Genomic DNA, 22,335 nt, shown 5'->3' on the forward strand with positions numbered 1-22,335 from the left:
GTCGCCCGCCAGCAGTTCAAGACAGGAACAGACCGGCTTTCGGGCCAAGGGTATCGCCTTCTCGGGGTGGCGTCTCCCCGTTGGGCCCCGCTCAGTCGGCCGTCTCACCGCTCTCGGGCCAGCTGGACCCGGGGTTCGCGCGGCCGGGCTCGGAGTTGTCTCCGCGGGACAGCGGCACCCACCGCTCGCGCGGGGCGGGCTGCTTCGAGGACGGGAAGTCCCGCAGCGGCCCGGTGGGGTTGGCATCCCACTTGGCGAAGGTCAGCGGTGTCCGCAGCCATGCATGCAGCAGCTGGTACGTCGCTTCCAGGGAACCGATATTGGTGCGTTCCCAGCCGTGGCTGGCGTCGACCCCGGGGCCGACCAGCGCGGCGCGGGTGCCCGCACCGGCCTCGATGGCCGCGGCCGCATCGGAGCGGTAGAACCGGAACACGTCGCGGGCGAAATCGATGCCGCGTTCCTCGGCGAGCCGGCACAGCCTGCGGGTCAGGTGATAGTCGTAGGGCCCGTGCAGATCGGCCATCAGCACCGTCACGGCGTCCTCGCGGGACTGCAGCCCGGGCGCGCACACGGCGTTGTCGACCGTGACCATCTCCGCGATCCCCGCGGGCAGACCCGCGCTGGCGCCGTATCCGACCTCCTCGGCGATGGTCACCATGATCGCGGTGCGGTGCGGCAGCACGACCTTGTTCTCGGCGAGGTGCTTGACCAGTGTGAGCGCGACCGCGACACCCGCCTGGTCATCGAGGTGGCGCGAGACGATGAAGCCGTCCTCGGTCAGTTCCGGGTGGGTCATCAGCGCGACGAAGTCGCCGACCTTGATGCCCAGGCGGTGCAGATCGTCTTTCGAGGTCACCTTGCGGTCGAGGCGCAGCTCGACGTGGTCCCAGTCGGTGGGCTGGGTATCGACCTCATCGCCGAACGCGTGCCCGCTGGCCTTGAGGGGAAGGATCGTGCCGGTGATGAACTGATCGGAGTCGTCACAGAAGACGCGCACCCGGGCGCCGGCCCCGAAGCGGGCCGAGAAGGTCCCGACCGTGATCAACTCCAGCCGGCCGTTGTCCTTGAGGCCCCGCACCATGCAGCCGATGGTGTCGGCGTGTACCACCACGGCCCGGTCGGTGGTCTCCGATTCTCCCGGCAGCTCGGCGATCAGTGCGCCCCGGCGGGTCAGTGAGAACGGCACGCCGAAGTCATCGAAGATCTCGCCGATCAGCTGCATGACCGCGTCGGTGCGACCGGTCGGGCTCGGGGTCTGCAGCAGCGCCAGCAGGGTGTCGATCATCCAGCCGCGCTCTGCGTCGGACATCGAATCGGATGATGAGGTGGTCGCGTTCTGAGCCAAGATCACTCCCTCGGGATCGTCGGGATTCGCGTTTCTCCTACCGATGGTCGCAATCCCGGTGACGACATACAGCGGTTTGCCGCACCCGGCGGCAATTGCCGTGGGGTCGCCGCCCACGCTCCCGGGGCCGGCCCGAGCACGGCAGTAGCATGGGCGGCATGCGCTGGCGGGGTGTGCATCACGTCGAGGTCAACGTCCTGGACTACGAGGAATCGATCGCCTTCTACGACGCCATGTTCGGCTGGCTCGGCTACATGAGCTTCTGGACCGCCGACATCGAGTACCGCTCGACGTACTACATGGCCCGCTTTCCCGCACCGCACAGCTACATCGGCATCCAACCCGCGGCCACCGGCACCAAACTGCACCATGCCGACCAGTCGGCGGGCATCAACCACATTGCGCTGTGGGCCAGGAGCCGCCGCGAGATCGACCGGTTCTACGGCGAATTCCTCACCCCGCGTGGCATTCCCGTCGTGTACGCGCCGCAGGAATACCCCGAGTACTCCCCCGGCTACTACGCGGTGTTCTTCGACGATCCGATCAGCGGGATCCAGTGGGAGCTCGCACGGATGCCCACGATTCCGTCACCGGCCGCCGCCTGGCGCTCCTGGCGGGTGCTGCGCGCGGCCACGCGCCAGCACCCGGAATGGACGGGTTCGGCGCTCAGCGAAGCCCGGCGCACCCTGCCCGGCCGCGACGGCTCCGGACCGATCAGCCCACCGGCGCGCCGTCGGGGTTGACCGCGGTCCAATGGCCGCCGAACGTCTCCAGCCCCTGGCCGTTGGCCTGACCGGACATCGAGTCGCCGTCGTAGAAGTACAGCGGGTGACCGTAGTAGGTGACCTGCAGCTGTCCGTCGCGGCGCTCGACGGTACCCACGCTGGGGGCGTCGATGCCGATGCCGCCGGTCGGGTCACCGTCGGTGAGCGCAGGCATCCAGGTGTCGGCGCACGCGTCGTAGCAGGCCGACGACTGCGGGGTGTCCTTGTCGAACATGTAGAGGACGCGGCCGGTGTCGTCGACGACGATCGAGCCCAGGTCGCCGACCTCCGCGGTGTTCAACCAGGTTTCTCCCACCGGGACCACGGAGTCGTCGGTCGGCAGCGGGGTCGGTGCGGGCTCCTCGCTCGGAGCGCCCGACGAGGTCGCCGACGGGGTGGTCGACGTCGTCTGGTCGGCGCTCTCCGCGCGCTCCTGCTCCACCGAGCACGCGGACACCCCGGACAGCGCAGTCACACCCGCCACCGCCATCGAGGCCAGGAATGCGGCCCGGCGGTACCGGAGACTGGGGCGGACGGTGACGGGTCGGACTCGCACGATGGGGCCTTCTCTCGGTGGGACGAGTGTCGCGGATGCGGGGCCTACATTGGACCATCGGCGGCCGCCGGCGTGCAGTGAAACCCGGGGCACCGCCGTGGGGGTGCCCCGGATCGGATGGTTGGCCGGGCCATCGGTTCGGCCGCGTCGTTCATCATGGACCCATGGAGTCGACCCGGGTGGATCGCTGGTTGTGGGCGGTCCGGCTGACCAAGACACGCCCGGACGCGGCCGCGGCCTGTCGCGGCGGACATGTGCGGGTCAACGATCGGCCGGCCAAACCGGCCACGACGGTGGCGCCCGGGGACGTGGTGCGTGCCCGGGTCGGGGACCGTACGCGCACGGTCGAGGTGGTGCGGGTGATCCAGAAGAGGGTCGGGGCCGCCGACGCCGTCACCTGCTACATCGACCGGACGCCCGCGCCGCCGCCGACGACGGCGAGCGCTCCGATCGGCGTCCGCGATCGCGGCGCCGGGCGGCCAACCAAGAGGGAACGCCGCGCCCTGGAGAAATGGCGGGCAGGTCGGTTGTGAAGCGCGCCCCGCCGGCCGGCCGACGACACGGGCCGGTCGCCGCGGGCAGATCCCGCGATGACCGGCCCGCAAGTCGAGCCCGCAAGTCGAGCCCGGAAGCCGTGTGCAGGGCTCCGGTGCCGGGTGTTCGGGTCAGTAGGTCGGGATGAACACGCCGTTCATCCACACGCCCCAGTGCTGCCACCCCTCGTCCCAGACCTGCGGATTCCCGTCGGCCCACAGCGGTGGCGGCGGCATCGGCGGCGCCCATGCGGGCGGCTGGCCGGCGTCGGGACCGGCGGGTGGCATGGGCGGCGGGGCCGGCTCGGCGGGCGCGGGCGCCCACGTGCCGGTGGCGTCGGCGGTGGCCACCCCCACTCCTACGCCCATGCCCATGGCACCCGCCGTGAGCCCGCCGAGGACGGCGGCGCCGGCGACGACGCTCCTCAGCGGCTTGAACGGCTTCGCTGCCTGCGCGGTCTCTGCTGTCTGTGCTGTCTTCAGCCTCATCGGTGTCAACTCCAATCCCGGGTGCTCGTCACCCGTATTTCGGTGGCACACACAGATATTTAGCCGCAACGGCGGGACGTTAAACCCGCACCCGGTCAGTCCGCCTTACCCCAGCACTTCCGCAGGCCCTCGGCGACGTCGATGCTGGGCACCCCGGGCTGCGGCTCGTCGGTCACCAGGGCGACGCCGGTGGTGACCAGGTCGATCCCGTGTGTGGGGGTGGGCCTGGTGCCGGACTCCAGGTAGTCGGCGATCGCGTCCACGCCCTCGGTGGCCATCCGCTCCGGGTACTGCTGGGCCGTCGCGCCGATGACGCCCTCCCGCACCAACCGCATGCCGGGCTCGCAGCCGCCGTCGACCGACACCATCGTGGCGTCGCTGCCGGCGGCCCGCAGCGCCTCGGCGGCACCGCTGGCCGCCGGTTCGTTGATGGTGTAGACGAGGTTGATGTCGGGGGTGATGGCCAGGCAGCGCTCCATCGCGGACTTGCCCTGGTCGTGGGCGCCCAGGGTGGTCTCGTGACAGGCGATGCGGTACGGCCCGGCGCTGTAGCGGCCGGTGGGCGCCTCATCGCCGTTCTTGCGGGGGTCGGCCACCGGGATTCCCATTCCGGTGAGGAAGCCCTGATCACGCCCGGAATCGGACTCGACGCCCCGGCCGGTGAACAGGTCGAGCATCGCGATGACCGCGGGCCGACCGTTCATCTTCCTGGCCGACCACTCCCCGATCAGCCGGCCGGCCTCGAAGTTGTCGGTCGCGTAGGTGATGTTGGCGGCGTCGGGGTCGTCGGGTTTGGTGTCCAGCGCGACGACGAACAGCCCGGCGTCGCGCGCCTGCCGGAGCGCGTCGTTGACCCCGGGGCCGTTCGGGGTGATCAGGATGGCCTTGTCACCCCGCTCGATGGCGGCGTCGATCGCCGCGATCTGGGTGTCGACGTCGCCGTCCTGGTTCCCCGCGGCGACCGACAGGTGCAGTCCCCGTTCTCGGGCCTGCCGTTGGGCGGCCCGCTCGATGGTGACGAAGAAGGGGTTGGTCCGCGTCTTGAGGATGAGCGCGACCGTGGGCGGCTGGTCGTCGCTGTCGCTCTGGGTGTTCGTGCACGCCGCGATCAGGCCGGAAGTCGCGGCCACGAGCAGCAGCGCGCGAACGGCCGGCTGCAATCGGAAGGTGAACAAAAGGAGCTTCTCTCTCAGGTTGCCGATGTCCGCGACGACGCTTCAGACCGGGTGTCGGCGGGCCGGTGCCGGGTGTCGGGGAAGAGTTCGTGGGAGTCTAGACCGAGAACGTCGTACGGCGCGGGCAACTTCGCGAAGCGGTCGGGCCCGGATTCGGCGAGGCGGCGGGACCGGCGCCACCGGGCTCCGCTCAGCGTTGCCCGGGGACCGGCGCCACCGGCATCCACGGAATATTCGCGCACATCCGGGCCAGGTCGTTCCCGGCGCACAGCACGGTGCGGTCCGGGCGGATCACAGCCGCGGTGGCCCCGCCGCCGCGCAGCCACCCCGCCAGCTCATCGCCGGTCTCAACGAGGTGGACACGGGCACCGCGACGGCGGATCGCGGCCCGCCCGGCGGGCTCGGGATGCACCGTGGTGACCAGAGCGAAACCCGGCCCGAGCGCATCGTCGAGCCGAGACCCGTCGGCCAGCGCCGTGTTCGGGCACAGGGAGCCGGCCAGCCCGGCGCCGCGGCGGGCCCGTCGCCCCGACTTGTGCACCAGGGCGCTGCCGCGCAGCGGCGGAGAGGTGGAATCGGTGGCCAGGGTGCGGATTCCGGGCACCCGGCTCAGTCGGGGGACGATCAGCCGGCGCAGCAGGTTGCCCATCTCGCCGCCGGCGGTCATCGACCAGCCGATCCCGAGGGCGAAGCCGATCATGAACCCGGCGTGCGGTTTCCGCTCCACCTCGTAGGTGTCCAGTGCGGCCGCGGGAAGCCCGCCGGCGAGCACCCCGGCCAGTTTCCACGCGAGGTTGGCGGCGTCGCGCAGTCCCGCCCCCATCCCCTGGCCGATGAACGGCGGTGTCAGATGGGCGGCATCCCCGAGCAGAAAGACGTTGTCGCGACGCCAGCGGTCGGCGATCCTGGCCCGAAACGTGTAGTCGGCCACGCGGATGACACGCAGCCGGTCGGGGCCGACGGCGCCGGTCCAGGGCGCGATCAGCGGGTGCAACGCGGTGATCGACGCGTATTGCCGGGCACTCTCCCCCTGACGTAACCGGAACTCCCAGCGGTAGCGGGTCGCACCGATGCGCATGAAAGTGGCGGCCCGCACCGGATCACACACCTGGTGTACGCCCTCCCACTGGTTCAGCTCGGCCGCGGTCTCGATGTCGACGACCAGCCAGCGTTGCTCGAAGCGGAGGTCGCGCATCCGGGCTCCGATGAAGCGGCGCACCATGCTGTTGGCCCCGTCGCACCCCAACAGGTAGCGGGCGTCGACGGCGTGGCGGGTGCCGTCGTCGCGATCGGCGTAGGTGACGCGCACCCGCCCGGGCCCGCCCGGCGCGATCTCCAGTGCCTCCACGTTGCCGCGCAGCTCGGCTTCGGGGTGGGCACGCAGATTGTCCCGCAGCAGGCGCTCGAGTTCGGGCTGGTCGAACATGTTGGCCTGGGGGTAGCCGTGCCGCCCGACGGCGGTGTCGCGGGCGAACTCCGCGAGTACCCGCAACCGGTTGTCGCGCAGCTGAAGTCCCTGTGCGGGTCGGGAGATCCGGGCGAACGATTCGGCGACGCCCAGCGCGCCGAGAATCCGGTAGACCTCGTCGTCGAGATGAACCGCGCGCGGCTGCGGATAGACCTGGGCCCAGCGGTCCAGCAGCACCGTCTCGATCCCGTACCGCGCAAGCAGCGTCGCGGCGGCGACACCGGTGGGACCGGCACCGAGGATGGCGACGGGAACCTGGCGAACGGTGTTGACCGGCATCATGTTTGCCCGTGTTCTTCCCGAGGCGCTCAGGGGCAGCGCACCCGGGTGCGCTGGCTGCCCAGGTCGATGGCGCCGTCGTCGGTGCCGATGGTCAGCTCCACGACATCGCCGTCGTGCAGGTAGTCGGGCTTGCGGGCCTGCCCCTTGACGAAGGCCCTCCACTTCGTGGCCGGGGGCAGCAGGTCGCCGATGATCCGGGCCAGTTTCGGCGGGGCGCTCAGGGCCGTACCGACCGGGGTGCCGGTGAGCACCAGGTCGCCGGCGGCGAGGTCCTGGAACCGGCTCAGGGCCTGCAGGGCCTGCAGGGGGCGGTAGATCATGTCGCCCTCGACGCGCATGTCCTGGCGCACCGCGCCGTTGACCCGCGTCCGCAGCCGCAGATCGCCGAAGCGTTTCAGTTCCTCGGCGTCGACCAGCACCAGCTCGGGGCCCACGGGCGTGAAGGTGGGGTAGGACTTGGCCTCGTAGAACTGCGTCTGTGGCAGCTGGACGTCGCGCGCCGACACGTCGTCGGCGATCACCAGCGCAGCGACGTAGTCGGCCAGGTTCGCGTCGGTCACCGCGGTTCCCACGGGCAGGTCCCGGCCGATGACCAGGCCGATCTCCACCTCGTAGTCCAGCAGCCGGACATGGTCGGGTCTGACGATGTCGTCGAACGGCCCGCTGATCGACGCCGAGGCCTTGCGGAAGAAGGTCAGCGGGATCGAGGTGGGATCCATGCCGGAGTCCCTGACGTGGGACTCGTAGTTGGTCATCTGCGCCACCACCCGGCAGGGCCGGGTCACCGGGGACAGCAGGTCCAGCGTGTCGAGCGCGACGGCCTCGCCGCCGCCCCGGGCGGCTTCGACCGCCGGCCGGTCGGCCAACAGCTCGGCGGTGCTCGACGCGGTGGTGGCGACCCTGCTGGCGCCCGCGGGTGTCCTGACCCACCAGCCGTCGGCGGTGCGCAGCACGGAGATCGTCATGAGTTGACCACTTTCATCAGGCCCAGCAGGCGGTTGACGTCGAATTCGTTGCGGTCGCGCAGCGCGGTGAGCATCGAAAGCGCCTCGCGGCGCGCGGATCCGGGGTTGAGCCCCAGGAAGTCCCTGGTGGCCGGCGGTCCCCACTGGGCCAGGCCGGACGCGGTGAACGGTGCCCATCCGGGCTCCAGGGTGTCGTCGAAGAGATCGCCGTCGGTGAAGTGTTCGACGAGGAACCCGTCGGGGTCGCGCCAGTAGTCGAAGAGCTGGCTGCCCTGGATGTGGCGGCCGATCCCCCAGGAACGGAAGTATCCGCGCTCGGCGAGATACTCGCCGCCGGCGGCCAGCGCGTCCAGGTCGGCAACCTGATACGCCGAGTGCACGTAGCGGTTGGCCGGTCCCAGTGCCATCGCCAGCGTGTGGTGGTCGGTCGGCTCGGCTCCGCGGTCGCAGCGGATGAAGCTCATCGTCGGGCCGCGGTCGCGCTGCCCCGGAAAGAACAGGAAGTCGCTGACGATCATGCCGAGGTTGTCCAGGTACCAGGTCAGCGCCTCCATGTAACGGGTGGACTGCAGCACCACGTGGCCGAGCCGCTGCACGCGGGCGGGTACGCGGGCCGGGCGCTGGCCGGCGTTGACCCGGTCCACGGTGTGCCCGGCGTTGTAGGTGTGCCGATCCTGAGCGGCCAGCGCGGGAAGCTCGTGCATTCCGGCGGCCACCCGCACCGGCACGCCGCCGGGGTCGACGAGCTCGACGGCCAGCCCCCCGATCGTCTCCGGGAGCGCCCGCGCCGGCGCGCCGTGCCGGTCGGCCAGCCGCAGCACGTCGAGCTCGTCGTCGGCCCGGAAGGTCACCCCGGCGAACCGGCTGTGGGGGCCGCGGCGCAGGAGCACGCACGGGCAGCCGGCGTCGGTGCCGCGCAGGTGCACCTCGCTCGGTGCGCGCTGCGCGACGGGGAAGCCGAAGGCCCGGGCGAAGGCCTCCGCGCGCAGCAGGTCGGGCTTCTCGAACTCCAGCCAGGCGATGTCGCGCACCTTGATGACCGGGTTGCGCGACCTGCCGGGGTGCTCCCCGCGTCGCGGACCCTGCTGGCTGTGCAGACCGCTGTGTGTCCCGATCGTGTCGGTCATCTCGCCCCTCACCCGATGTACTGACGAAATACTCACATACGACTATTTCGTCAGTCAACATGGTTCTGACGATTCCCTCAGAACTGACAGCTGCTAAAGTTCCGGCATCCGACGAGGCAAGGTGAGGCCGACGATGACGGAGCAGTCCGGCGAGCCGATCGGCCGGCTGGCGCGGCGCAAGCAGCGCACCCGGGCCGCACTGATCAAGGCGGCGCAGGGCTTCATCGCGGCCGGACAGCTCAACGTTCCGATCCTGGACATCACCCAGGCCGCCGACGTCGGGATGGGGTCCTTCTACAACCACTTCGCCACCAAGGACGAGCTGTTCGAGGCCGCGGTCACCGACGTGCTCGACACCCATGGTGCTCTGCTGGACCGGGTCACCGCCCCCATCGACGATCCGGCCGATGTCTTCGCGACCAGCTTCCGGCTCACCGGGAGGTTGTTCCGGCGCCGTCCGCAGGAAAGCCAGATCCTGCTGGCGCGCGGCCCGGCGGTGCTGTTCTCCGAGCGGGGCCTGGCACCCCGTGCCCGCCGGGACGTGGCGAGGGCCGTGGCCGCCGGCCGGTTCGACGTCGACGATCCCGAGCTGACCCTGGCGGTCGCCGGCGGCGCCCTCCTGGGCCTGGGTCAGCTGCTGCGCAGTGAGCCCGGCCGCGACGACGCCGCCGACGCCGACCGCGTGACCCGGGACGTTCTTCGGCTCTTCGGCATGAGCGCCGAGGAGGCGCACGCGCTGTGTCAACGGCCCCTGCCCGACCTCGCCGCCGTCGAGGAATCGGGTGACCCATGAGCCTTTGGAAAGCCGGGAGAAGGACTTATGGCCCTCGTCCGGGGCGCCGAAGTGGGGCACCATCGTGTCCACTTACCGGCGAGGGGGCCATCGATGAGGACCGCGTTACCGTCGACCGTTGCCGGGCAGCTACGCCCCGATGCCCGCCGGACGCTCTGCGCGGCCGAGGGGATACTCGTCGCGCTGCGAGGGTGCAGCCTCGACGAGGCGTTCACCGACATCGTGCGCACGGCGCGCGACCACAACATCGCACCGCTGCGCCTGGCGAGCGCCCTGGTCTTCCTGGCCCAGCGGGGCGGCTCTCCCGGCACCCCGGACGTCCCGGAGGCCGTTACGAACGTCGCCCGAAACGCGTGGGGCCGATTGCTCGAGCCGCCGCGGTTGCTGGCTTCCTGCCGGTGATCTAACGCCCTCGGCGTCGCCTCACCGCGGCGCGTCCCCCTCCCCCTCGTTGCCGGGCTGGTCGGTGAGTTCGGTGTCGTCGTCGGGCGAGCCCTGCTCCGGTTCCAGGGCGACGCTGCGGGTGTACTGACTGCCGGATCCGGTGGGTGGGCCGTCCTCGGCGGGCCGCAGGTGCACGACGTTGCCGACCGCGCGGCGCAGCCCCGGCGGGCCCTCGACCCGCAGGAACTCGCCGACCCGGCCGGCGCGGTACCGCAGCGGCGAACCGAGGAACTCACCGAGCACCACCCCGCTGCCCAGGGCCAGCGCCACGGCGGCGGCCGCGACCATCTGAGTGAGCCCGTCGCCGAACTCCTCGTCGACCGCGAGATAGAACACCGCCCTGAACACCGCGAGCCCGGGCAGCATCGGCATGATGCCGGCCGTCGCGGTCACCAGGGCCGGGGCCTGCCGACGGATGGAGATGAACGTCGCCAGCAGGCCGACCAGAATGGCCGCGATCCCCGAGGCGGTCACCTGTCCGAAGCCCGCGGTGCCCAGGCCGATCAGCACCAGTTCGGCCAGCCCGGCGGCGACCCCGGCGGTGGCCACCGAACGCAGGGGCGCGTAGCTGGCCACGGTCAGGGCTGCGCCGGCCAGCGCCGCGCCGAGAACCGCCAGACCGATCTGCCACGGTTGGGTGGGGATGACGAACGTCTCGGTGGCGTCGACGTGCAACTCGATCACCACGCCGATGAGGGTGGCCACCTGCAGTCCGGCGAGGATGCCGACGACGATCCCGGCGGTCAGGAACAGCGCATCGCCCAGGCGTGCGACGGCGGTCAGCATGTATCCGGTCACCGCGTCCTGCATCGAGCCCACCAGGGTCATCCCGGACAGCAGCATCATGATGCCGGTGGCCACCAGCGCCGTGGGGCCCTGTCCGGCGAAATAGTAGGCGGCCACCGCGACCAGGGTGGCGATCATGGCTCCCACGACATGCTGGAAGAAAAACGGCGTACCGAACCGGTTCAGCAGCCGGCCGGTCCGGTCGATCAGCGTGGCCGACACCGCGGCGAGCACACACGTCAGCCAGGTGCCGCCGAGCAGCAGCGCGATGCCCAACGAGAATCCAGCCCAGCCCGCGGTGGCCATCCACCGCGGATACGGGTGGGGGCGTTCGGTCAGCTCGTCCATCGTCACGTGGGCCTGGTCGACGGTCACGCCGCCGGAGGTGATCCGCTGCACCAACCGGTCCAGCTCGGCCAGCCGGGTGTAGTCGGTCGATCGGGCCTGGACGGTGCGCACGATCGTCACCGGTGGGCTGTCGGTGGTGGGCAGCGCGGACACGATCACGGTGGTCACGAAGATCTCGACGAGACAGTCGTTGAGCTGGTAGGCCTGCGCGACGTCCTGGGCCGTGGCCTGCACGTCGGCGGTACCCGAACCGGAGGACAACATCACCTCGGCGAGGCGGATGGTCAGGTCGAGCACCTTGCGGGTGTGCAGGTCGCCCAGGCTGGTCGCGCTCCGCCTGCGCTGACCGGCCACCGGAGCCGGGTCGCGGCGCCCCCGCAGCGCGACCTGCAGACCGCGGCGCAAGCGGTCGGCATTGCGGTCGGCACTGCGGCCGGCACTGCGGTCTGCCTTGTCGGATCGGTTTTGTGCCATCGTCGAGCACAATAGTGACGGCCCGGGATTACCCGGACAAACCCGGCCCTGAACAGTGGCGATGCCGTCATTCGGCCGCCGGTGTCAGCGCCAGTGGCGGAACGCCGAGAGCAGCCGGGCCCGGTATTCCGGGTCGAGATCGGTGTCGCGGATCCGGCCGACGGTGGTTACCGTCACGCGGAACTGCTGCAGGTAGTTCTCGCACCCGTCGCACTCCAGCAGGTGCAGGTCGAAACGCTCGCGGGTGGCCGGGTCCAGCACGCCATCGAGGTAGTCGGTGATCAGCTCGACCAGTTCATCGCAGTCCATCGGTGCGCCGCTCATGTCGGGTCCTTCGTGTAGTCCTCCAGCGCCTGCCGGATCACGGCGCGGCCGCGGTGCAGCAGCACCCGCTGATTGGCGGCCGAGACACTGAGCAGCGAGCACACCTCGGGGGCGTCGAAGCCGAGCATGTCACGCAGGCTGACGACGACCCGCTGCCGGTCCGGCAGGCCGTCGAGGGCGCGGCGGGCGACCTCGAGCAGCTCCCGGCCGAGGAGCGAACCCTCCGGGGTGTCGGGGAAGGGCGCGGGCTCCTCCTCGTCGCGCCAGTGGCCGGGCCATTCGTCGCCGGCGGGACGAAACCTGGCCGGGTCGACGGTTCCGCCGGTGAAGGCCCTGACCGCGGTGTCCAGGTCGCGACGTTCCCGCACTCCCCTGGCCTTGGCCGTGTTGATCAGGATGGTGAACAGCCAGGTCCGCAGCGAGGATCGGCCCTCAAACGTGGCGATCCCCTTCAGCAGACCGATCCAGGCGTCCTGGACCACTTCCTCGGCGGTCTCGTGCGAGCGAACGTATCCGCGGGCGACCCGCAACATCGCCGGCGTGTGCCGGTCGACCAGCTCGGCGAACACCGCCTCGTCGCCGGCGCGCAATGCCTCGACAACGTCGTGCTCGTCGGTTCCCGGGCGGCTCATCGGCAGCCGATCGTAGCAGCTCACCGGGGGTGCCGCCGGGCGTGGTGGCTGGGTCACTCGCCACCGGCGGCGCCCCCCGCAGGTGACGGCCCGCGTTGCTCACTGCACCCGGCCGCGGCGCTGATCGGCCCAGGAGGTGATCCAGGAGGTGATGAGGTAGTAGGCGGGCACGCAGGCCCACACCACGGCCAGCGAAACCCACAAGCCCAGCGGATAGTCGCGGTCGACGACCGTGGCGTTGTCGGGCTTGGCGCCCGGCCGGCCGTAGACGGGGATGGCCAGCAGCACCAGCACCGCCGAGCACAGCGCGGCCACCGTCACCGGGGTCCACCACCTGCCGCGGACGACCCGCCGGGCCGTCCACCCCAGTGCCGCACTGAGCGGGGCGAAGACGAAGTCGTGCACCACCACCCCGACCCCGGCCCACACGGCGATCAGGACGATGGTGCGCGGCCGGAAGTCGAGGACCAGAGAGGCGCCGTAGGCGCCGAGGGCCACACCGGCCACGATCAGGGCCACCCGGAGCGCGGTCACGACAGCACCTCGATGCGCGAGAGCCACTTGGTCTGCAGCACCCCCGGCCGGGTGGGTGCGATCAGCCGGCACGGATAGCCGTGGTCGATGTGCAGGGGTTCGCCGTTGAGCTGCAGGGCGATCAACGTCTGCGCGTCGCGCGCGTGCCGGGCCGGCAGGGTCGTGCGCGAGTACGGGCCGGGCGGCTCCAGCGAGATCATCCGCACGTCGGAGTCGGGGGAACCGCCGACGGCGGCCACCAGATCGGCCAGGACGACGCCGCTCCAGTCGGCCTCGGCGCTCCAGCCCTCCACACACGCGATCGGCAGTCGGTGCGTGCTCTGCGGCATGGCCCGAAGCTGCTCGACGGAGAATTCCCGGCTCACCTCTCCGTTGGCGACCGTCAGCCGGTAGCCGGGGTCACGCGCACTGCGCAGCACCCGTGCCGCGGCCGCCGACCGGTTGATCGGCACGCCCTGCGGCCCGTCACCCGACCGCGGGGCCAGCACCGACACCGTGCGCAGCCACGGGATGGTCTGACCCGCGGTGACCAGCGTCGCCAACCCGGCCGCCAGGCCGGTGCCGTAGAGCACCGTGCGCCGTGAGGGTCCCACCGTCCCGCCGGTGGTGACATCGTCGAGCGGTTCGCCCAATGCCCGCCGGACCACCGGCAGCTTGACGCCGATGTGGACCAGGACGGCCCCGGCCGCGACGTAGGCCATCGCGTAGTGGGCGGTGGTGAAGAAGAACGGGAAGGCATACCACTGGGCGATGTTGAGCAGGCCCGTGGACAGCTGGAAGATCATCGCGGCGACCAGCACCAGGATCGAGAGCCGCTCCAGCTGGCGCACCACCCCGCCGAACACCGGGCGTTCGAAGAGCTTCGGCCATACCGACCACAGCTTGACCACCAGCAGCGGGATCGCCGCGATCCCGCTGATGACGTGCAGGCCCTGGGTGAATCGGTACAACCACACCGGGCGGGTGGGCCAGAAGAACCACGGCTGCGGATGCTGGATGAAGTGGCTGATCAGGCCGGTCACCAGGCACACCGCCACCGCCACCCCCAGCCACACACCCAACCGGGCGGTGAGGGCGGTGCTGCGCAGGGGCGAGAAGCCGGCCCCGGGCGGGGTGCTCATCGCGATCCGGATCCGTCGGCGACGGGCCGCTTCTGGCGTGGTTGCATACCGCCATGGTGTCCGGCCCGGGGCCGGCCGTTACAGGGATCCGGCGGGACGGTCACAGAACCGTCAGGACCGCGACACCGTCAGGACCGCGACACCGTCAGGCCCGCGACACCGTCAGGCCCGCGACACCGTCAGGCCCGCGACACCGTCAGGCCCGCGACACCGTCAGGCCCGCGACACCGTCAGGCCCGCGACACCGTCAGGACCGCGCCGCCCTCAGCCCTTTTTCGAGTTGCCCTTCCCGTTCCCGTTGCTGTGGCCGTTGCCCCTGCCATTGCCGTTGCCCGCGCCGTTGCCCGCGCCGTTGTCCGCGCCGTTGCCCCCGCCCTGGACCTCGTCCCACTCCGGGGGCGCCACGGTGACCGCGCTGGGCGGAGCCGGCGCCGCGGGGGACGGGGGCGTCGTCGCGGCAGTCGACACGGTCGTGGTGACCCCGGCGGGCGTCGGTGCGGGGGTGCCCGAGGAGGACTCCATCGCCATGGCCAGCACGGAGACCGTCAGCGCGGCGAGCACCGCGGCGGCGGTCAGCGCCACGCGGGTGCGTCCGGAGAACCGTCGTTTCCCCGGCGCGGCCGCCGGGTGGGTGGTCGCCGGTGGTAGCGGCTCGGCCAGGATCCGGGTGTTCGGCCGCGGTGCCGCCCCCGCGACCGGGGCCGCCGCCAGTGCGCTGCGGTCGCCGTTGAGCGCGGCGCGCATCTGTGCGGCGTCGGTGAAGCGCTGACCCGGATCGCGCGTCATCGCCCGGTCGATGACGGTGGCGACCAGCGGGTCGAGGTCGGGGCGCAGTGCACGCAGCGGCGGCGGCGGATCATCGGCGATCGCCCGGGTCAGCGCGACGGGAGATTCCTGCGGGAAGGCGCGCCGGGCGAGCACCGCCTCGTATCCCACCACCCCGACCGCGTAGAGGTCGTCCGCCGCCGAAGCGGGGGCGCCGGAGAGGCGTTCGGGGCTCATGTAGCACATGGTGCCCACGACCTGACCGGTCACCGTCAACGCGGTGTCGCCGCTCTTGGCGATGCCGAAGTCGCCGACTTTCATCGTGTCACCGGTCGCCGAGACCAGGATGTTTGCCGGTTTGATGTCACGGTGCAGCAGACCGGCGCGGTGAGCGGCGGCCAATGCGGCCAGCACGTCGTTGAGTACCGCGCGCACCTGCCACGACGGCATCGGGCCGGCCGCGACGACGTCGGCCAGCGTCCGACCGGGCAGCCGCTCCATCACCAGGAACGGAACGCCGTCGTGCTCGCCGGAGTCGTAGACGGCCACGACGTTGGGATGCGAGAGCGTCGCCGCCGCGCGCGCCTCGTGCGCGAAACGTTGCCGAAGGTCGGGCCGCGTCGTGAGCATCGGGTGCAGCAGCTTGATCGCGACCGGTCGATCCAGCCGGGTGTCCCATCCGTCGCGGACCTCGGCCATCCCGCCCTGGCCCAGCAGACCGCGGATCTCGTATCGATCCACGAGCAGGTCGCGGTCGGTCATGGTGGCTAAGGTAGCCGCTCCTCCCGCGGCGCAAACCCCGGCCATCGGCCGAGGCGGTGTACCCGGGCCTTTCGGCGGCTACCCTCAACTCCGATGAACACCGGACGGCCGAAGGTACTGATCGTCGGGGGCGGGTTCGGCGGACTGTTCTGCGCGCGCCGGCTCGGCGACGCCGAGGTCGATGTCACGCTGCTCGACCGCGCCGCGGCCCACGTCTTCCAGCCGCTGCTGTACCAGTGCGCGACCGGCACCCTGAGCATCGGCCAGATCAGCCGGTCACTTCGCGAGGAACTGGCCCACCACGGCAACGTCACCACGCTGCTGGGCGAGGCGGTCGGTCTCGACCCGCAGGCGCGCTGCCTGACCGCGCGCCGCCCCGACGAGTCCACCTTCACCCTCGACTACGACGTGCTGATCCTCGCGGCGGGGATGCGCCAGTCCTACTTCGGCAACACCGAGTTCGCCCAGTGGGCACCCGGGATGAAGACCCTCGACGACGCGCTGACCATCCGGCGCCGCCTCTACGCGGCATTCGAGATCGCCGAGACGCTGCCGCCCGGGCCGGACCGGGATGCGTGGCTGACCTTCGCGGTAGCCGGCGCCGGCCCGACGGGGGTGGAGCTGGCCGGCCAGATCCGGGAGATGGCCACCCGCGCGCTGGCCAACGAGTTCCACAGCATCGAGCCGCGGGAGGCCCGGGTCATGCTGTTCGACGGCGGCGACCGGGTGCTCAAGACGTTCGCCCCGAGGCTGTCGGGCAAGGCGGCACGCACCCTGCAGCGCCTGGGAGTGGAGCTGCACTTCGGGGTGCACGTCACCGATGTCCGGCGTGAGGGGATCACCGTCACCCCGAAGTCCGGGGGCGCCAGCGAGTGCTATGCGGCCCGCACGGTGCTGTGGACCGCGGGGGTCGAGGCGGTGCCGTTCGCCCGCCGGGCCGCCGAGGCGCTGGGCGCCGGTGCCGACCGGGCGGGCCGCATCGCCGTGGAGGCCGACCTGTCGGTGGCCGGGCACCCCGAGGTGTTCGTCGTCGGGGATCTCGCCGGCCGCGACGACCTGCCCGGGGTGGCCGAAAACGCCATGCAGGGCGGACTGCACGTGGCCGAGTGCATTCGCCGCGACCTCGCCGGCGAGGAACGCCGGCCCTACCGCTACCGGGATCTCGGGTCGGCCGCCTACATCTGCCGCGGCAGCGCGCTGCTGCAGGCGGGGCCGGTCAAGCTGTCCGGTCCGCTCGGCTGGATCGGGTGGGGGTTCATCCACATCGCGTTCCTGACCGGCCTGCGAAACCGGTTCAGCACGGTCGGTTCCTGGCTGATGACCATTGCGCGGGCACGGCGCAGCGACCGAACCTTCATCCTGGGCAGCCCGAACACCCCCGACCAGCCCTACACGTGGTCACAGCTGCGCTCGTCCGACGGCGAGTCCTGAGACCGCTGCGGGCACCCGGTGGGTTCCCGGTGGACCTGCTCGTAGGCTCATCCTCGTAGGCTCATAGCTGATGGACCCGGACCGCGATCGACCCGCGCCGTGGTCACGCGCCGGTGAGCTCGTCACCTCCACCCGCCGGACGCTGCGCCGCCGCGGCCTGCTGTTCCTGGCGCGTTCGCCGCGGCCGGTGCAGCAGATGTGGCGGCTGACCGAACGCACCGCCCGCGAGACGATCGACGACCGGGTGCCCGGACTCGCCGCCGAAGTGGCGCTGTTCACCCTGATTTCGCTGCCGGCGCTGTTGTTGGTCATTCTCGGATCGTTCGGGTTCATCGCCGCGGCCCTGGGCCCCGACGGTCTGCAGGAGATGAATCGCCTGGTTCTCGATGTGCCGCAGTCGTTTCTGTCCGACCGCACCTTCAACACCTATGAGCGGGTGGCGATGACGGCCATGGAACAGCAGCGCGGCAGCGTGGTGTCGCTGGCCGCCGCGCTGAGCCTGTGGACGGGTTCGCGGGCGGTGAACCGCTACCTGGAGACGATCACCATCGCCTACGACGTTCCGCCCCGCCCGGCGTGGCGACGCCGGCTGGTGGCACTGGCGCTGACCGTGGGCGGTCTGGTGGGCGCCGTGGCGATCCTGCCGCCGCTGGTCGCCGGCGAACGCCTGGTCGAATGGCTGGTCCCCGACGCCGTGGCCGACGCCACCCTGCGGGTGGCCGGCGTGCTGTTCTGGCCCGGGCTGATCCTGCTCATCGTCATCGGCCTGGCCACCACGTACCACATCGGCGTCCCGTGGCGGACACCGTGGCGGCGGGACTTCCCCGGCGCGGTGCTGGCGATGGTGCTGTGGCTCGGCGCGTCGGCGGGGCTGCGCGCCTATCTGGACATGACCCTCAGCGGCGGCGGTGTCTATTCTCAGCTGGCGGTGCCGATCGCGGTGGTGCTGTGGCTGTATCTGACCGCGTTCGCGGTTCTGCTCGGCGCGGAGCTGAACGCCGAGATCGAGAAGATGTGGCCCCACCGGGAACACCCCTGGCGGCTGCCGTGGCGGGGTTTTCGCCGCTCCGCTGCCCGGGAGCCGGAGGCCGACGCCGGGACCTGACCGCTTGTCCCCCGCGGGATGCACTGGTTACGTCGGGCGGTGCGGGCGTCCTGACGGCGCCCGCTCGGCTGTGACGCGACGACGGATGGTCAGACGCGAACTGCCCGCCACGGTGTGGCGCTGCAAGGGCGTCATCCGCGTACCCGGGTCCGACACGCCCCACGCGTTGCAGGTGGTGGGCAGGCGGTGCGAGATCGTCGCGCTCGCTCCCGGGGCCGTGGCGCCGGGCGCCGGGGGCCAGGTGGTGGCGATCGGACGCGGCATCGACCCCACGCTGCTCGATCGCCTGTTCGCCGCTTGCCTCGTCTGACCCCGACCCGCGGACCCGCCGTTAGGGTGCAGCCATGAGTCTCGTCACCTATGAGCTGGACGACCACGTCGCCACCATCACGCTGAACCGGCCCGAGGCACGCAACGCCATCAACGGTGCGCTGCGCACCGATCTCAATGCGGCCTGGGACCGGTTCCGCGACGACGAGGACGCCTGGGTGGGCATCCTGACCGCGGCCGGGGACGTCTTCTGCGCCGGGGGTGATCTCAAGGACGGCGAGGGCTCGGTGGGCACGTTCGGCGGTACCTTCTGGGAGAAGCCCACGATCAACTCCTTCGAATCGGGTATGGAGCTCTTCAAGCCCACGATCGCCGCCGTGCACGGCCCGTGCATCGGCTACGGGCTGACCGGGGTGCTGTTCTGCGACTTCGTCATCGCCAGTACCGAGGCCAGCTTCCGGTTCCCGGAGGTGTCTCTCGGGGTGCCCACCATCGTGGGCGCGATCCGCCTGCCCCACCGGGTGGGCTGGTCCAACGCGATGGAACTGCTGCTGACCGGCAAGCCGGTCGACGCCGAGCGGGCCAAGGAGATGGGCCTGATCTGGAGGCTGGTGGAACCGCACGAGTTGCAGGAGCAGGCCCGTGCCTGGGCCAGAACCCTGACCGAGGCGGCCCCGCTGGCCCAGCGGGCGACCAAGGAGGTGGCTTGGCGCACCGCCGACATGGGCTGGATCGAATCGGTGCGCTTCGGCGAGACCATGCGCAAGGTGGCCGGCGCGACCGAGGACGTCGCCGAGGGGCTCTCGGCCTGGCGGGAGCGGCGCCCGCCGCGGTGGCGGGGCCGGTAGGGCCGCGCCGGGCTGCTAGTCGTGCTGCTAGTCGGGGAGATCGTCGAGGAGATCACGGAAGCGTGCCGCGGCGTAGACGGTGGCGCCGGCCTGCCGGACCCGCCGCGCGAGCGTGGCATCCGAGGTCACCACGGTCAGCTCGTCCGGGCGCTCGTCGGATTCGACCAGCCGGACGATCTCGTCGTCGGCGGAGTCGGCCGCCGCCGCCGGCGCGTGGCGGATCGTGATCACCGAGGATGAGATCGGCGGTGACATCGGGTGCTCGAAGACCACCGTGACCGGCTGCCGCTCGGCGGCCGACCACTGTTCGAGGCGGCCGACCAGGCGTGTCAGCGCCGCCCTGCGGTTGCGCCACCAGCCGTCCGGGCGTGTTCCGATCACATTCATCGCATCGACGATCCACCGCATCCGCCGACGGTACGACGCGGCGACGCCGGCCACGTCACATCGTTGTCACATCCTTGGTTCGGCTGTGCGTGTTCACATGTCGTGTCAGGGTGTGCGGATGGACCTCTTCACCGAATGGCGATCCGGCGGAAGCGAACTGCGGTGGCGCTCGACGACGCCGTCCAACCGGGGCGCCGAGGTGACGGTGTTCGCCCGGCGTGCGGGCACTCCCGGTGCGCCGGCTCTGGTATGTGTGCACGGGTTCCCCACCTCGAGCTTCGACTTCGGGCAGCTGACCCGGCAGCTGGGCGGCGAGTTCGACATCCACCTGTTGGACTTCCCCGGTTACGGCCTCTCGGACAAGCCGCCGGCACCCTACGAGTACTCGCTGTACGACGATGCCCGACTGCTGGTGCACGCCATCACCGAGCGGTGGGCCCTGCGCGACTACACGATGCTCACCCACGACCGCGGGGACAGCGTGGGCATGATCGCACTGGAGTTGTTGACCGCCGAGTATCCGGGGTCGCTGCCCGCGCAGCTGATCATCACCAACGGCAACGTCTACCTGCCGCTGTCGAATCTGACCGCGTTCCAGCGCGCCCTGCTCGACGACACCACCGCACGCGCCACCGCGGCGGCGGTGACCCCCGAGATGCTCGCCGCGGGTCTGGGTCAGAGCGCGTTCATGCCCCGCCGGGCGGCGGACGACCCCGAAATCATCGCGCTGGCACAGCTGTTCGCTCACCACGACGGTGTCGCGGTGCTGCCCGACACGATCCGGTACCTGCACGAACGGGCCGCCGGGGAGACCGGGTGGCTGGAGTCGCTGGCGCGCAGCGGTGTGGATACCACCCTGGTGTGGGGGTTGCACGACACCATCGCCCCGCTGCGGGTCGCCAGCCACGTCTGGCACGGTTACCTCCGGGACAAGCCCGGACGCAACCGGTTCTGGGTTCTACCCGGCGCGGACCACTACCCGCAGTGCGATGCGCCCGCGCAGCTCGCCGATCTTGTCCGCCTGACCCGCGACGAGGTCCAGCTGACGTTCCAGACTCTCGGTGATCGGCCCGACGGCGCCGTCCTGGTGGAGTACACCTAACGGGTGAGGAAGCGCGTGAGGCTGTCGTCGAGCTCATCCCACCACGGTGTGGGCGGCAGCGGCCCCACCGTCCCGGTGCACGGCGAGGCGAAGGACTTGTCGCGGTAGCCGGTGATGCTGTCCTCCTTGTCGTGCTCCCAGGTGAGGAAGTGCTCGCGCACCATGCTCAGATCGAAGTCGGCGTAGTCGGTGAGTGACATCAGGTCGCGCACGTAGTCGGTCTGAAAGTCGATCTCGCCCATACAGTCCTCGGTCGCGCTCAGCCGTTCCTGCCACTGCGCGATGTCGGCCTCCATCGCCGCGGCGTCGGGCATCTGCAGCCGGCCCAGCACCACGTCGCGGGCCACGAAGGCCTGCGCGTCGAACATGTTGAAGGTGTAGTACTGGTCCTGCATCCCCAGGTAGAGCAGCTTCGGATTGGCCGTCCACACCACGCCCTTGTAGAGGCTGGGCGGGTAGAGGTTGTTGGTGGTCACCAGGCGCAGTTCGGGGTCGATGAACGGAAAGTGGTGCCGGTAGCCCGTGCACGCCACGACGGCGTCGACCTCGCGCGTGCTGCCGTCGGCGAAGTGGGCGGTGCGGCCCTCCAGGTGCCGCAGGGCCGGCACCTCGGTGATGCCCGCCGGCCAGTCGAAGCCCATCGGCGCGCTGCGGTAGGCGATGGTGATCGAGCGGGCCCCGTACTTCAGCGACTGCAGGGCGATGTCCTCCGCGGAGTAGCTGCTGCCCAGGATCAGCATGTCCTTGCCGGCGAACTCGCCGGCGTCGCGGAAGTCGTGGGCATGCAGGATGCGCCCGGGGAACGTCTCGAACCCCGGGTACTCCGGCATGTTCGGTGTCGAGAAATGACCCGAGGCCACGATCACATTGTCGAACCGCTCGGTGCGCGTCGCACCGTCGCCAGCGTCCTCCACATGATTTTCGACGGCCAGTTCGAACATCGCCGAGGCCGGGTCGTAGGACAACCGCCGCACCGGACTGTCGAACTGGATGTACTGGCGTACCCCGCTCTTCTTGGCCCGCCCGACGATGTAGTCGTAGAGCACCTCGCGCGGCGGGAACGACGGGATGGCGGTGCCGAAATGCTCGTCGAAGCTGTAGTCGGCGAACTCCAGGCACTCCTTGGGGCCGTTGGACCACAGATAGCGGTACATGCTGCCGTGCACCGGGTCGCCGTGCTCGTCGAGGCCGGTACGCCAGGTGTAGTTCCACAGGCCACCCCAGTCGCTCTGTTTCTCGAAGCACACCACCTCGCCGACATCGGCACCGGCCAGGCGGGCCTGTTCGAACGCGTGGAGTTGCGCCAGGCCGCAGGGGCCTGCGCCGATAATGGCTGTGCGGGGCATCGGTTCTCCTTGCAGGATCGGGGTCAGGATCGGGGGCGGTCCCTTACACACATCTGACGCTGCCGACGATCCTCCTTGTGTAGCACTCGTGGGTCTACATATGATGAAGAATATAATACACATGCAGCCCAGTCCTGTACCCCAAGTGAGTGGTGAGTG

General features: G+C 70.8%; 24 protein-coding genes. 9 read left to right on the plus strand and 15 right to left on the minus strand.

Annotated features, from left to right (window positions below):
• Positions 1-91: 91 nt before the first annotated feature.
• Positions 92-1,309: an osmoprotectant NAGGN system M42 family peptidase gene (locus CSR00_RS08720; protein ID WP_099022015.1), complete on the minus strand. Its 1,218-nt coding sequence runs from the start codon at positions 1,307-1,309 to the stop codon at positions 92-94.
• 194 nt (positions 1,310-1,503) lie between these two features.
• On the opposite strand from CSR00_RS08720, the gene CSR00_RS08725 reads away from it, so the two are divergent.
• Complete coding sequence (locus CSR00_RS08725; protein WP_099022016.1) at positions 1,504-2,088, plus strand: VOC family protein; 585 nt, start codon at positions 1,504-1,506, stop codon at positions 2,086-2,088.
• Here CSR00_RS08725 and CSR00_RS08730 read toward each other — a convergent pair.
• Positions 2,060-2,665: a COG4315 family predicted lipoprotein gene (locus tag CSR00_RS08730; RefSeq protein WP_141564318.1), complete on the minus strand. Its 606-nt coding sequence runs from the start codon at positions 2,663-2,665 to the stop codon at positions 2,060-2,062. The two genes, CSR00_RS08725 and CSR00_RS08730, sit on opposite strands and share 29 nt — an antisense overlap.
• Before the next feature lie 164 nt (positions 2,666-2,829).
• Between CSR00_RS08730 and CSR00_RS08735 the strand changes: the two genes are divergently transcribed.
• Positions 2,830-3,198 (plus strand): Hsp15 family ribosome-associated heat shock protein, encoded by a 369-nt coding sequence (locus CSR00_RS08735; protein ID WP_099021992.1) that lies wholly within the window; start codon positions 2,830-2,832, stop codon positions 3,196-3,198.
• A 132-nt stretch (positions 3,199-3,330) separates the two neighbouring features.
• Here the strand turns inward: CSR00_RS08735 and CSR00_RS08740 are convergent, their stop codons facing one another.
• The 5 genes from CSR00_RS08740 to CSR00_RS08760 form a co-directional block, all read right to left on the minus strand.
• A complete protein-coding gene (locus CSR00_RS08740; RefSeq protein WP_407662410.1) occupies positions 3,331-3,687 on the minus strand; it encodes a hypothetical protein in 357 nt (118 codons plus the stop codon).
• A gap of 95 nt (positions 3,688-3,782) precedes the next feature.
• Positions 3,783-4,817: a substrate-binding domain-containing protein gene (locus CSR00_RS08745; protein ID WP_218014449.1), complete on the minus strand. Its 1,035-nt coding sequence runs from the start codon at positions 4,815-4,817 to the stop codon at positions 3,783-3,785.
• 235 nt (positions 4,818-5,052) lie between these two features.
• The gene (gene mhpA / locus CSR00_RS08750) at positions 5,053-6,612 is read right to left on the minus strand and encodes a bifunctional 3-(3-hydroxy-phenyl)propionate/3-hydroxycinnamic acid hydroxylase MhpA (RefSeq protein WP_245905908.1); all 1,560 of its coding nucleotides are present in this window, start codon (positions 6,610-6,612) and stop codon (positions 5,053-5,055) included.
• A gap of 26 nt (positions 6,613-6,638) precedes the next feature.
• Positions 6,639-7,577, minus strand: coding sequence for a fumarylacetoacetate hydrolase family protein (locus tag CSR00_RS08755; RefSeq protein WP_099021994.1), 939 nt, complete (start codon positions 7,575-7,577; stop codon positions 6,639-6,641).
• Positions 7,574-8,704 (minus strand): VOC family protein, encoded by a 1,131-nt coding sequence (locus tag CSR00_RS08760; RefSeq protein WP_099022019.1) that lies wholly within the window; start codon positions 8,702-8,704, stop codon positions 7,574-7,576. Before CSR00_RS08760 ends, CSR00_RS08755 begins: the two co-directional genes overlap by 4 nt.
• Positions 8,705-8,837: 133 nt before the next feature.
• Between CSR00_RS08760 and CSR00_RS08765 the strand changes: the two genes are divergently transcribed.
• Both CSR00_RS08765 and CSR00_RS08770 read left to right on the plus strand, forming a co-directional pair.
• Positions 8,838-9,497, plus strand: coding sequence for a TetR/AcrR family transcriptional regulator (locus tag CSR00_RS08765; RefSeq protein ID WP_099021995.1), 660 nt, complete (start codon positions 8,838-8,840; stop codon positions 9,495-9,497).
• A 93-nt stretch (positions 9,498-9,590) separates the two neighbouring features.
• A complete protein-coding gene (locus CSR00_RS08770; protein ID WP_176561967.1) occupies positions 9,591-9,899 on the plus strand; it encodes an ANTAR domain-containing protein in 309 nt (102 codons plus the stop codon).
• 21 nt (positions 9,900-9,920) lie between these two features.
• On the opposite strand, the gene CSR00_RS08775 is transcribed toward CSR00_RS08770, so the two are convergent.
• The 6 genes from CSR00_RS08775 to CSR00_RS08800 form a co-directional block, all read right to left on the minus strand.
• Complete coding sequence (locus CSR00_RS08775; RefSeq protein ID WP_099021997.1) at positions 9,921-11,549, minus strand: threonine/serine exporter family protein; 1,629 nt, start codon at positions 11,547-11,549, stop codon at positions 9,921-9,923.
• Positions 11,550-11,633: 84 nt separating this feature from the next.
• On the minus strand, positions 11,634-11,873 hold the full coding sequence (locus tag CSR00_RS08780) for an anti-sigma factor family protein (protein ID WP_099021998.1): 240 nt from the start codon (positions 11,871-11,873) through the stop codon (positions 11,634-11,636).
• Complete coding sequence (locus tag CSR00_RS08785; protein WP_099021999.1) at positions 11,870-12,505, minus strand: RNA polymerase sigma factor; 636 nt, start codon at positions 12,503-12,505, stop codon at positions 11,870-11,872. Before CSR00_RS08785 ends, CSR00_RS08780 begins: the two co-directional genes overlap by 4 nt.
• Before the next feature lie 99 nt (positions 12,506-12,604).
• Complete coding sequence (locus CSR00_RS08790; protein ID WP_099022000.1) at positions 12,605-13,039, minus strand: hypothetical protein; 435 nt, start codon at positions 13,037-13,039, stop codon at positions 12,605-12,607.
• Complete coding sequence (locus CSR00_RS08795; RefSeq protein ID WP_176561968.1) at positions 13,036-14,160, minus strand: molybdopterin-dependent oxidoreductase; 1,125 nt, start codon at positions 14,158-14,160, stop codon at positions 13,036-13,038. Before CSR00_RS08795 ends, CSR00_RS08790 begins: the two co-directional genes overlap by 4 nt.
• A 264-nt stretch (positions 14,161-14,424) precedes the next feature.
• Positions 14,425-15,687: a serine/threonine-protein kinase gene (locus CSR00_RS08800; RefSeq protein WP_099022001.1), complete on the minus strand. Its 1,263-nt coding sequence runs from the start codon at positions 15,685-15,687 to the stop codon at positions 14,425-14,427.
• Positions 15,688-15,780: 93 nt separating this feature from the next.
• Here CSR00_RS08800 and CSR00_RS08805 point away from each other — a divergent pair, with 93 nt between their 5' ends.
• The 4 genes from CSR00_RS08805 to CSR00_RS08820 all read left to right on the plus strand — a co-directional run bounded on the left by CSR00_RS08805 (position 15,781) and on the right by CSR00_RS08820 (position 19,341).
• Positions 15,781-17,118: an NAD(P)/FAD-dependent oxidoreductase gene (locus CSR00_RS08805; RefSeq protein WP_099022002.1), complete on the plus strand. Its 1,338-nt coding sequence runs from the start codon at positions 15,781-15,783 to the stop codon at positions 17,116-17,118.
• Between the two features lie 70 nt (positions 17,119-17,188).
• Positions 17,189-18,223 carry a YihY/virulence factor BrkB family protein gene (locus CSR00_RS08810; protein ID WP_099022003.1) on the plus strand — a complete coding sequence of 345 codons (1,035 nt, stop codon included), beginning with the start codon at positions 17,189-17,191 and terminating at the stop codon, positions 18,221-18,223.
• A gap of 85 nt (positions 18,224-18,308) precedes the next feature.
• The gene (locus CSR00_RS08815; protein WP_099022004.1) at positions 18,309-18,533 is read left to right on the plus strand and encodes a CobW C-terminal domain-containing protein; all 225 of its coding nucleotides are present in this window, start codon (positions 18,309-18,311) and stop codon (positions 18,531-18,533) included.
• 34 nt (positions 18,534-18,567) lie between these two features.
• A complete protein-coding gene (locus CSR00_RS08820; RefSeq protein WP_099022005.1) occupies positions 18,568-19,341 on the plus strand; it encodes an enoyl-CoA hydratase/isomerase family protein in 774 nt (257 codons plus the stop codon).
• A gap of 27 nt (positions 19,342-19,368) precedes the next feature.
• On the opposite strand, the gene CSR00_RS08825 is transcribed toward CSR00_RS08820, so the two are convergent.
• Positions 19,369-19,749 (minus strand): NYN domain-containing protein, encoded by a 381-nt coding sequence (locus CSR00_RS08825; protein ID WP_099022021.1) that lies wholly within the window; start codon positions 19,747-19,749, stop codon positions 19,369-19,371.
• Positions 19,750-19,846: 97 nt separating this feature from the next.
• Here CSR00_RS08825 and CSR00_RS08830 point away from each other — a divergent pair, with 97 nt between their 5' ends.
• Positions 19,847-20,830, plus strand: coding sequence for an alpha/beta fold hydrolase (locus tag CSR00_RS08830; protein WP_099022006.1), 984 nt, complete (start codon positions 19,847-19,849; stop codon positions 20,828-20,830).
• Here the strand turns inward: CSR00_RS08830 and CSR00_RS08835 are convergent.
• Positions 20,827-22,176 (minus strand): trimethylamine monooxygenase, encoded by a 1,350-nt coding sequence (locus tag CSR00_RS08835; protein WP_099022007.1) that lies wholly within the window; start codon positions 22,174-22,176, stop codon positions 20,827-20,829. The genes CSR00_RS08830 and CSR00_RS08835 overlap by 4 nt on opposite strands.
• Positions 22,177-22,335 lie beyond the last annotated feature (159 nt).

This window comes from Mycolicibacterium palauense (assembly GCF_002592005.1).
GTDB classification, from domain to species: domain Bacteria; phylum Actinomycetota; class Actinomycetes; order Mycobacteriales; family Mycobacteriaceae; genus Mycobacterium; species Mycobacterium palauense.

Bases quoted from the DNA above. Each gene is read 5' to 3' on its own strand.
- CSR00_RS08760 (WP_099022019.1), bottom strand. From the start codon at position 8,704: ATGACCGACACGATCGGGACACACAGCGGTCTGCACAGCCAGCAGGGT.
- CSR00_RS08765 (WP_099021995.1), top strand. From the start codon at position 8,838: ATGACGGAGCAGTCCGGCGAGCCGATCGGCCGGCTGGCGCGGCGCAAG.
- CSR00_RS08735 (WP_099021992.1), top strand. From the start codon at position 2,830: ATGGAGTCGACCCGGGTGGATCGCTGGTTGTGGGCGGTCCGGCTGACC.
- CSR00_RS08780 (WP_099021998.1), bottom strand. From the start codon at position 11,873: ATGAGCGGCGCACCGATGGACTGCGATGAACTGGTCGAGCTGATCACC.
- CSR00_RS08805 (WP_099022002.1), top strand. From the start codon at position 15,781: ATGAACACCGGACGGCCGAAGGTACTGATCGTCGGGGGCGGGTTCGGC.
- mhpA (WP_245905908.1), bottom strand. From the start codon at position 6,612: ATGATGCCGGTCAACACCGTTCGCCAGGTTCCCGTCGCCATCCTCGGT.
- CSR00_RS08800 (WP_099022001.1), bottom strand. From the start codon at position 15,687: ATGACCGACCGCGACCTGCTCGTGGATCGATACGAGATCCGCGGTCTG.
- CSR00_RS08755 (WP_099021994.1), bottom strand. From the start codon at position 7,577: ATGACGATCTCCGTGCTGCGCACCGCCGACGGCTGGTGGGTCAGGACA.
- CSR00_RS08820 (WP_099022005.1), top strand. From the start codon at position 18,568: ATGAGTCTCGTCACCTATGAGCTGGACGACCACGTCGCCACCATCACG.
- CSR00_RS08725 (WP_099022016.1), top strand. From the start codon at position 1,504: ATGCGCTGGCGGGGTGTGCATCACGTCGAGGTCAACGTCCTGGACTAC.
- CSR00_RS08825 (WP_099022021.1), bottom strand. From the start codon at position 19,749: ATGCGGTGGATCGTCGATGCGATGAATGTGATCGGAACACGCCCGGAC.
- CSR00_RS08810 (WP_099022003.1), top strand. From the start codon at position 17,189: ATGGACCCGGACCGCGATCGACCCGCGCCGTGGTCACGCGCCGGTGAG.
- CSR00_RS08785 (WP_099021999.1), bottom strand. From the start codon at position 12,505: ATGAGCCGCCCGGGAACCGACGAGCACGACGTTGTCGAGGCATTGCGC.
- CSR00_RS08815 (WP_099022004.1), top strand. From the start codon at position 18,309: ATGGTCAGACGCGAACTGCCCGCCACGGTGTGGCGCTGCAAGGGCGTC.
- CSR00_RS08830 (WP_099022006.1), top strand. From the start codon at position 19,847: ATGGACCTCTTCACCGAATGGCGATCCGGCGGAAGCGAACTGCGGTGG.
- CSR00_RS08835 (WP_099022007.1), bottom strand. From the start codon at position 22,176: ATGCCCCGCACAGCCATTATCGGCGCAGGCCCCTGCGGCCTGGCGCAA.
- CSR00_RS08740 (WP_407662410.1), bottom strand. From the start codon at position 3,687: ATGAGGCTGAAGACAGCACAGACAGCAGAGACCGCGCAGGCAGCGAAG.
- CSR00_RS08795 (WP_176561968.1), bottom strand. From the start codon at position 14,160: ATGAGCACCCCGCCCGGGGCCGGCTTCTCGCCCCTGCGCAGCACCGCC.
- CSR00_RS08720 (WP_099022015.1), bottom strand. From the start codon at position 1,309: ATGTCCGACGCAGAGCGCGGCTGGATGATCGACACCCTGCTGGCGCTG.
- CSR00_RS08775 (WP_099021997.1), bottom strand. From the start codon at position 11,549: ATGGCACAAAACCGATCCGACAAGGCAGACCGCAGTGCCGGCCGCAGT.
- CSR00_RS08770 (WP_176561967.1), top strand. From the start codon at position 9,591: ATGAGGACCGCGTTACCGTCGACCGTTGCCGGGCAGCTACGCCCCGAT.